The sequence below is a fragment of the Streptomyces sp. NPDC001100 genome, assembly GCF_053598575.1.
Genome location: NZ_JBSFKO010000057.1, coordinates 42178 through 50381, shown reverse-complemented (window position 1 = coordinate 50381; position 8204 = coordinate 42178). Strand labels below are relative to the sequence as shown.

At 70.5% G+C, this 8204-nt stretch carries 6 protein-coding genes and 1 pseudogene; 1 reads left to right on the top strand and 6 read right to left on the bottom strand.

Going from position 1 to position 8204, the window contains the following annotated elements:
* Positions 1-54 precede the first annotated feature (54 nt).
* From ACWDEW_RS45680 to ACWDEW_RS45665, 4 genes and pseudogenes are all read right to left on the bottom strand, one after another.
* A complete protein-coding gene (locus ACWDEW_RS45680; protein WP_450521801.1) occupies positions 55-918 on the bottom strand; it encodes an EamA family transporter in 864 nt (287 codons plus the stop codon).
* Between the two features lie 230 nt (positions 919-1148).
* A complete protein-coding gene (locus tag ACWDEW_RS45675; RefSeq protein WP_450521798.1) occupies positions 1149-3233 on the bottom strand; it encodes an ABC transporter ATP-binding protein in 2085 nt (694 codons plus the stop codon).
* Positions 3234-3339: 106 nt separating this feature from the next.
* Positions 3340-3471: a hypothetical protein gene (locus tag ACWDEW_RS45670; protein WP_019072556.1), complete on the bottom strand. Its 132-nt coding sequence runs from the start codon at positions 3469-3471 to the stop codon at positions 3340-3342.
* 254 nt (positions 3472-3725) lie between these two features.
* Positions 3726-3866, bottom strand: a pseudogene (locus ACWDEW_RS45665) (peptidoglycan bridge formation glycyltransferase FemA/FemB family protein); the annotation flags it as partial.
* Between the two features lie 145 nt (positions 3867-4011).
* On the opposite strand from ACWDEW_RS45665, the gene ACWDEW_RS45660 reads away from it, so the two are divergent.
* Positions 4012-4575, top strand: coding sequence for a hypothetical protein (locus tag ACWDEW_RS45660; protein WP_450521796.1), 564 nt, complete (start codon positions 4012-4014; stop codon positions 4573-4575).
* A gap of 13 nt (positions 4576-4588) precedes the next feature.
* Here ACWDEW_RS45660 and ACWDEW_RS45655 read toward each other — a convergent pair whose 3' ends face one another.
* Both ACWDEW_RS45655 and ACWDEW_RS45650 read right to left on the bottom strand, forming a co-directional pair.
* Positions 4589-5347 (bottom strand): metallophosphoesterase family protein, encoded by a 759-nt coding sequence (locus ACWDEW_RS45655; protein ID WP_450521795.1) that lies wholly within the window; start codon positions 5345-5347, stop codon positions 4589-4591.
* On the bottom strand, positions 5344-8199 hold the full coding sequence (locus tag ACWDEW_RS45650) for an FAD-binding and (Fe-S)-binding domain-containing protein (protein WP_450521793.1): 2856 nt from the start codon (positions 8197-8199) through the stop codon (positions 5344-5346). The genes ACWDEW_RS45655 and ACWDEW_RS45650 overlap by 4 nt, the downstream gene beginning before the upstream one ends.
* Positions 8200-8204 lie beyond the last annotated feature (5 nt).

Genomic DNA, 8204 nt, shown 5'->3' with positions numbered 1-8204 from the left:
ACTCGGTCCGTGGAAGCCCGACACTGACAAAGAAGCGAGTGGCCCAACGTCCACCTACGCCTGAGGAGCAACCCCCGCAGCCTCCTGAGCCGCCACCCGCTTCGCCTTCCCCCGCCCCACCTGAGTCCGCACAGCCCCCATACTCGCCCCGATGACCAACCCGATGGCCAGGGCTTCAGTGACGGACAGTGCCTGGTGCAGGATCAGGAAGCCCGCCGTCGCAGCGATCGCAGGCTCCAGGCTCATCAGGATGGCGAAGGTGGAAGCAGGCAGCCGTCGCAACGCCAGCAGTTCGAGCGTGTAGGGAAGAACGGACGAGAGAACCGCCACAGCGGACCCGAGCGCGATGGTCACAGGGTTCAGCAGCCTCGTACCCGACTCCGCAATACCGAGCGGCAGAAACGCCACCGCCGCCACGACCATCGCCAGCGCCAACCCGTCGGCCTGCGGAAAGCGGCGACCCGTACGCGCACTGAAGACGATGTACGTCGCCCACATGGCGCCGGCACCCAGCGCGAAGGCCACACCTGCAGGGTCCAAGCTGCTGAAGCCTCCCCCGCCGAGCAGGAACACACCTGCCAGGGCGAGTCCCGCCCACACCGCGTTCAGCGCCCGCCGAGAAGTCAGCACGGAGAGGGCGAGTGGGCCCAGTACTTCCAGGGTCACCGCCGGTCCCAGCGGGATGCGGGCCAGCGACTGGTAGAAGAGCCCGTTCATCGCGGCCATCGTGAGGCCGAAGACGACGACCGTGCCCCAGTCGGTGCGCGAGTGACCGCGCAGACTCGGGCGACAGACCACGAGCAGGACCACCGCCGCCACCAGCAGGCGGAGCGTCACCACCCCCAGCGATCCCGCCCTCGGAATCATCGTCACCGCCAGCGCCCCACCGAACTGCACCGAGATCCCCCCGGCCAGCACGAGGCCCACCGGACCGAACCGACGGGGGGCGGCAACCGGGGTCGGGCTCGTCGTCACGGGGGCGGTCGTAGACGTACTGGGGATGCTCACGGCGCTTCCAGGGGATCAGCTCGGGATTCGTCCATCACGATGCACTGCTCGGTCCATGGTAGTGGACTGAGACAGGTGTGAGAACCCTTTATGCAACTGTCCTGACGCTGTCCTGCCTGTCCCTCCGGATGATCAGCGACTCAGATGCCGCTCCAGGGAACCTCGTCGCGGAACAGCGGCCGACCGTCGGGGAGGGTGGTGGGCAGAGGCCCGAAGAGCGGGTCGGAGGCGTACTCGGCCTCGACGTACGCGGGTTGGTACACCGGCTGCGCTTGCTGCACTTGTTGCGGTTGCTGCGCCTGATGCATCTGCTGCGGCTGCGGCGTCCAGCTCTCCACGAAGACCGGAGGCGCGGCGTACTGAACCCCCGCCGCCATCCCTGCTGCCGCCCCCGCCCCCGCCTCGGCGAACAGCGGCAACCGCAGCTCCCCGGTGTCCATCACCGCGTTGTTCTGCGAACGGTGCAGCCGCGAGTACGCCCCGCCCCGTGCCATCAGCTCGTCGTGCCGCCCCGTCTCCACGATCTGCCCGCGGTCGACGACCAGGATCCGGTCGGCGTCGGGGGCGAGGTTCAGGTCGTGGGTGATCATGATCGTCGTACGGCCGGCCATCAGCCGTCGTAGCGGCTTCACGACCCGGCGGGCGGCCATCGAGTCCAGGCCGGTGGTCGGTTCGTCGAGGACGAGGACCGGGGCGTCGCGGAGAATCGCGCGGGCGATGGCCAGGCGCTGGAGCTGACCGCCGGACAGGCGGGCCGAGTTGGGGTCGACCTTCGTGTCGTAGCCGTCGGGGAGGCGGAGGATGAACTCGTGGGCGTCGGCCGCGATCGCCGCGTCCATGATCGCCTGTTCGCTCGCGCCGGGCCGGCCGCAGGCGATGTTCGCGCGGACGGTGTCGTGCAGGACGAGGGTCTCCTGCGGGAGCAGGGTGACGTACTCGCGGAGGCGGGCGACGGGGAGGTCCCGTAAGGGGACGCCGTCGAGGAGTACTTCGCCGGCGTCGGGGTCGTAGAAGCGGAGCAGCATCTTGGAGACCGTGGACTTGCCGGCGCCGCTGGGGCCGGTGACGATCACCAGTTCGCCGGGGTTGACGGTGAAGGAGAGGCCCTCCAGGGCGGGGCGGTCCGCGCCCGGGTAGCTGAAGGAGACGTCGCGGAGTTCGACCGTGCCGTCGGGGCGGCCGAACTCCGTGTCGTGACCGGGGTCGGCGACGGACGGTCGTACGTCCAGGATCTCGATCAGGCGCTCGGCGCCGGCGGTGGCGGCGGTGATGGTGAGGCCGAGTTGGGCGAGGCCGCGGACGGGCGGGTAGAGGTAGCCCAGGAAGGCGGAGAAGGCGAGGAGTTGGCCGAGGGTCATACGGCCGGTGGAGATCTCCCAGGCGCCGATGCCGATGACGGCGAGCACGCACACGGTCTCGATGACGCTGACGAGTTGCTCGTAGGCCTCGTTGAGGCGGGTGGAGCGGACGGAGGCGCGGAACCAGGCGCTCGCCTCCTCGTTCAGACGGCGGCGTTCCGCGTCGCGGCGGCCGTAGGCCTGGGTGAGGACGATGTTGCCGAGGGACTCCTCGACGACGGAGGTGATCGCGCCGTCGGCGACCCGGCCCGCGCGCGAGACGTCCTTGATGGAGCCGGAGAAGCGGCGGGCGGCCAGCCAGAAGAGGGGGGCGAGGACGAAGGTGGCCGCGGCGAGGTCCCAGCGCAGCCAGAACGCGGCGGCGGCGTAGAAGAGGGCGGAGAAGACGGCCGAGGCGGTGCCTACGACGCCGGAGACGACGAGGGTTTCGATCGCCTCGACGTCACTCGTGAGGCGGGACAACAGGTCGCCCTGGCGGTGCCGTTGGAAGAAGTGCGGGGGCAACTGCTGTACGTGGTCGAAGACATGCTCGCGCAGTCTCATCACGAAGCGTTCGGTGGCCCAGGCGGCGAGGGAGTTGCCGGCGTAGGCGACGACCGCGCCGACGAGCGCGACGCCCAGCCATTTGGCGGCCGGGCTCCAGAACGCGGCGAGCGAGCCCTTCGCCAGGGCTCGGTCGGTGAGGTCGCTGAAGAGGAGGATCGACTCGGTCTCGGCGAGTGCGGCGACCACCGTGCACACCCAGACGAGGATCAGCCAGCGTCTGAGACCGACCGTGAGCGGCCAGAAACGGCGGAAAGCCGTGCGGGCGGGAATGGTAGGAGTTTCGTCGTCCTCATATTCGAGGTCTTCCTCTTCCGTATCCATGTCCACAACGCCCTCCACTTTCCGTCATCAGAATTCTTTGGATTTTCGAATTCGGGAAAGAAAAGAGGGCCGACTGCATGGGTCGGCCCTCTTCGCTACTGCCGGATCAGCTGTCCTGGCCGGGCAGCGGCTTCGGCAGGGGCTTCGGCTCGTGCTTCTTGCGGGGCTTCGGGGGCGGCGGGGGCGGAAGCTGCTGCTTCTTGGGCTTGGGCAGCGGGGCGAGCTTGTTGAGGCCCATTCCGAACTCCTAGGTTGTGCAGGGGATTTTGTGCGTCAAAGTCGAGCGTTTTACCGCCCGGGGAATTCCCGACACCGAGAAACTTACACGCCCCCGACGCCAAGAAGCAGCAAAGTCGGCAAGCGAACGGCAAGGAGGCCCTGTGAATACCTTTGTGAATCCTGAGCGAGGTCCGCGAACCTGAGAGTTCTCTAATAAACCTGAGAGCAGCCTTAACGAACCTGTGCTTCCGCCCTCAGACAGGGCCCTCAGCGGCGCGGGATGAAGCGGTCGCGTTCGGCGGTCTCCGCGTAGAGCTCGTAGCAGGCGGGGAGTTCGTCGTGGCCGCCCCGGACGACCTTCCCCCCGGCCTTCTCGGCCTTCTTGATGTTGCGGCACCACTGCTGGTTGAGGCCGGCCGCGTGAACGCGCCCCGCGACTTGAGAGGCCCGCGCATCGGATCGAGCTTCTCGGAGCTCCCCGCTATGGAGCGACGGCAACCTTGACGCCCTGTCGATGGTCCACTGTGTGGTTTGGGCGTCGTCGATGTGCGGGGGAGCTATGAAGCGGATGCTGCAAGTGCTGCGGAAGGCGGAGCTGTTGGTGCTGGCGGCGGGTCTGAAGGTCGAGCGGTCTCTCGGCATGGGCAGGAGGTACGGGCCTCCGGCGCCCATCGCGGTTCGCGTCACCAGCCGCCCGCTGCGCTCCGCGGCTGTCCTGGCCGTGCCACTCGCGGCACTGGGCGGCTCGACCTTCGGGGCATTCAGCGATGGGACGCGCTTCTTGCAGGCGGTCTTGTTGGGCGCTGGGATGACACTGTTCTTCGCCCTGCTCCTGCGGATGGAGCGCCTGAGTCAGCTGCACTACGAGCGCGTCGGCTACGGTCCCGCCGCCCGGCCGTCCGTGCACCGTCCACGCGCCGGCGGGCCAGGACGGACCCTCGCCCGCCTCTCCATTCGCTGGGGCGCGATGACGGTGGCCTTCTGGGGTGTGGAAAGAGTCAGGGGCGCTCCGGTCAGTTGGCTCTTCAGCGGGGTCGCCATGGCGCTGGTGCTGCTGGTCGTTTTCGCGATCAGCTACCTGACGGAGCGGAGAACGCGGCGGTCACGCCCGCCGGCCGGCTAGCGATCGTCGGCCGTCATCGCCCGTCCCGCGGTCCGAACGTCTCCAACGCCTCCGTGTCCGACGCCCGGGCGTTGAGGAAGTAGTCCGCCCAGTCGGCGATCTCCGGGTAGGTGGACTCGTGGACGAGGCGGGCGATTGCCGTTGGGATGTCGTACGGCGTGACGCGCAGGTCTGTGCCGGGGCCGAGGAGGCACCAGTGGGCGCCGGTGCGGCCGTAGGGCATGCCCACGCTGCCGGGGTTGATGATCAGGCGGCCGTGGGCGAGGCGGACGTACGGCATGTGGGTGTGGCCGCAGACCACTGTGCGGATGTCCTCGGCGAGGTCGGCCAGGACCTCCGCCCAGCGGGACGGGCGGAAGTCGACCAGGACGACCTCCTCGTCGTCCCGGGGAGTCGCGTGGCAGAAGAGGACCTTGCCGAGGCCGCGGAGCGTGAGGGTCAGGGTTGTGGGGAGGGCGGCGAGGAAGTCGATCTGGTCGGTGCGGAGGGCCGTTGCCGCGTAGGGGGCGATCGGATCGGGGATGTCGGTGCGTTCGCCGCTGCGGTACTCGACGAGTTCGCGGTCCGCGTTGCCCGAGATCCACAGGACTCGGTCGCCCTGTGCGCGCAACAGGTCCACTACTTCCGCCGGTTGGGGGCCCGCCGTGATGTCGCCGGTGAGGACGATGCGGTCGGCGGCGGCCACGTCCGGTTCGGCGAGGACCGCTTCCAGGGCGGGGAGCACGCCGTGGATGTCGGAGAGGACCGCCACCCAGTCGAGTTCGTCAGTCATTCGCCGTCTGCCTCCAGCGCCTCCGCCAGGACCTCCGCGAGGTGCCTGGCCCGTACCCCCGCCAGTTGCTCCAGCTGCGTACGGCACGAGAAGCCGTCCGCCAGGACCACCGCGTCCTGCGGCGCCTCCCTTACGGAGGGGAGGAGTTGTTCCTCCGCGCAGGTTGCCGACACCTCGTAGTGCCCCTTCTCGAAGCCGAAGTTTCCGGCCAACCCGCAGCAGCCGCCGGACAGTTCACCCGTGAGGCCGGCGGCGGAGCGCAGCCTGTGGTCCGCGGTGTCGCCGAGTACCGCGTGCTGGTGGCAGTGGGTCTGGCCGACCGCGGGGCGGTCGACGCGGGGCGGGGTCCAGTCGGGGGCGAGGCGTTCCAGTGCCTCGGCGAAGGTGAGGACCGACGCGGCGAGGCTGGCCGCCCGGGGATCGTCGGGGAGGAGTTCGGGGAGGTCGGTGCGGAGCGCCGCCGCGCAGCTCGGTTCCAGCACGACGACGGGCGGGGCGCCCTCGACGTCCATCAGCACGCCCATTCCGTCCAGCGTGGTGCGCATGACCTCGCGGGCGCGGTCCAGTTGGCCCGTCGACACATACGTCAGTCCGCAGCAGACGGGCTTCCCCGCCGGCGTCGGCAGGACGGGGAGCACACCCAGTCCCGCCGCCTCCAGCACCCGCACGGCCGCGTGGCCGACAGACGGTGAGAGGTGTTCCGTGAAGGTGTCCGGCCACAGTTGGACACGGCGGCCCTGGGTGGGCGTCTCCACGTACTCCACTCCGTCATCTGTGTTCCGCCGTGACTCCGCCATCACCTCCCGCCGCCAGGCCCGGGTGAACGGCACTCGCGCCACCCGTGGGATCTCCCGCTCCTCCGCGATCCCGCCCAGCCGCTTCGCCAGAGCCGCCAACGGCCTTACCGAAGCGAGGGAGTTGACCAGCCACGCGGTCCGGGTGCGGGCCACCAGCCGCAGCCAGCGCGGCAGCCACCCCATCGCGTAGTGGGACGCGGGCCGACGCCTCCCCTCGTAGTGGTGGTGCAGGAACTCCGCCTTGTACGTGGCCATGTCGACCCCGACCGGGCAGTCCGTACGGCAGCCCTTGCAGGACAGGCACAGGTCCAGCGCGTCGCGGACCTCCGTGGACCGCCAGCCGTCGGTGACCAGTTCGCCCGCGAGCATCTCGTGCAGCAGCCGGGCCCGCCCGCGCGTGGAGTGCGCCTCCTCGCCGGTCGCGCGGAACGACGGGCACATCACGGAGGGGCCGGACACCTCCGTCGTACGGCACTTGGCGACCCCGACGCAGCGCCGTACCGCCGCCGTGAAGTCGCCGCCGTCGGAGGGGTAGCCGAAGGCCACGTCGACCGGTTCGCGGGGCAGGACGGCGAAGCGGAGGTTCGAGTCGAGAGGGGCGGGTCTCACCAGCATCCCGGGGTTGAGGAGGTCGTCCGGGTCCCAGACCGCCTTCGCGCGCTCGAAGAGGGTCACCGTCTCGTCGCCGTACATCTTCGGCAGCAGCTCCGCGCGGGCCTGGCCGTCGCCGTGTTCGCCGGAGAGGGAGCCGCCGTGGGCCACCACCAGGTCGGCCAGGTCCTCGGAGAAGCGGCGGAAGCGGGCGATGCCCGGTTCGGTCAGCAGGTCGAAGTCGATGCGGACGTGGATGCAGCCGTCCCCGAAGTGGCCGTAGGGCGTGCCGCGCAGGCCGTATGTCCCGAGCAGCCCCCTGAAGTCCCTGAGATAGGCGCCCAGTCGGGCCGGTGGTACCGCGCAGTCCTCCCAGCCCGGCCAGGCTTCCGAGCCGTCCGGCATCCTCGTCGCCGTACCGCTCGCGTCCTCGCGGATGCGCCACAGCGCGCGTTGGGCCGCCGGGTCCGTCACCACCAGGGAGTCGACGACGTCGGCCGCGCGGACGATCGTCGCGGCACGCGTGTGCGCCTCCGCCGCCGTGTCGCCGCCGGTCTCCACGAACAGCCAGGCGCCGCCCCGGGGGAGGTCGGCCGTGGAGCGGACCAGGTCTGCGGCCATCCCCTCGACCGTGAGCGGGCCGTGGACGAGCAGGCCCGCCGCCGCCTCCGCCGCCGCGCTCTCGTCGGCGTACGCCAGCACGGCGAGGGCCCGCGCGCGGGGTGCCTCGACGAGGCGTACGACCGCTTCCGTGAGGATGCCCAGCGTGCCCTCGCTGCCGCAGAAGGAGCGGGCGACGTCGGCGCCCTTCTCGGGGAGGAGGGCGTCCAGGGCGTAGCCGGAGATACGGCGGGGGAGGTCGGGGAAGCCGGTGCGCAGGCGCGCCAACTCGCCCTCCACGAGGGGGCGTAGACCTGATGGGGCGCCCGCCCAGTCCTGGCCGGGGCGCAGGGACTCGCCGCGTGCGGTGAGCACCGACAGCTCGCTCACGTTGTCCGCCGTGGTGCCCCAGGCGACCGAGTGGGAGCCGCAGGAGTTGTTGCCGATCATGCCGCCGAGGGTGCAGCGGCTGTGGGTCGAGGGGTCGGGGCCGAAGCGCAACCCGTGCGGGGCGGCGGCCTGTTGGAGGCGGTCGAGGACCAGGCCGGGCTGGACGACTGCCGTGCGGGCGGCGGGGTCCAGGGAGAGCAGCCCGTTCATGTGGCGGGTGAAGTCGAGGACGACGCCGGTGCCGGTCGCCTGGCCCGCGATGGAGGTGCCGCCGCCGCGTGCCACGACCGGCACTCCGTGCGCCCGGCAGGCGGCGAGGGTCGCCGCCACGTCGTCGGCGTCACGGGGTGCGACGACGCCCAGCGGGACGCGTCGGTAGTTGGACGCGTCCATGGTCGTCAGCGCCCGGGAGGTGACGTCGAAGCCGACCTCGCCCCGGACGGTCCTCGTCAGCTCAGCCTGAAGATCCGCCATGTCCC